Raw genomic sequence first — 660 nt, 5'->3', positions numbered from 1 at the left:
GAGAGCCTGCCGAAACCCTGATGGAGATGAACGCCGATGGCGAAGTACAAGCTCACATCCGAAACCAAGCTGTGGTTTGGCCGCACGCTCTACCGCATCGAGGCGCTGATTTCGTTCGGATCGGTCAAGGCCGGGGATAAGGGCGGCTTTGTCGAGGCCGAGAAGAACCTCGGTCAGGAAGGCAATGCGTGGGTCTACGGCAATGCGTGGGTCTCCGGCAATGCGCTGGTCTACGGCAATGCGCGGGTCTCCGGCGATGCGCGGGTCTACGGCAATGCGCGGGTCTCCGGCGATGCGCAGGTCTCCGGCAATGCGCGGGTCTACGGCGATGCGCAGGTCTCCGGCAATGCGCAGGTCTCCGGCGATGCGCTGGTCTACGGCAATGCGCAGGTCTCCGGCAATGCGCTGGTCTACGGCAATGCGCAGGTCTCCGGCAATGCGCTGGTCTACGGCAATGCGCTGGTCTACGGCAATGCGCAGGTCTCCGGCAATGCGCTGGTCTACGGCAATGCGCGGGTCTCCGGCGATGCGCAGGTCTCGCCGGTCAACTTGATCCTGATCGGCGGCCGACGCGGCTACAGCGTAACGATCATTGATCAGCACATGCAGATCGGATGCGAGTTCCACAAGATCACCGACTGGTTTGACTTCGATGATCGT

1 protein-coding gene is annotated in these 660 nt (G+C 62.4%); it reads left to right on the top strand.

The features are described 5' to 3' along the window. Positions 1-36 precede the first annotated feature (36 nt). On the top strand, positions 37-660 hold a 624-nt coding region (locus ABNX41_RS21925; RefSeq protein WP_438671793.1), incomplete at its 3' end, for a bactofilin family protein.

This window comes from Pseudogemmobacter sonorensis, assembly GCF_042762395.1.
GTDB lineage: Bacteria > Pseudomonadota > Alphaproteobacteria > Rhodobacterales > Rhodobacteraceae > Pseudogemmobacter > Pseudogemmobacter sonorensis.
The sequence above is the reverse complement of the archived record's forward strand: the minus strand, read 5'-3'. Positions and strand labels throughout refer to the sequence as shown.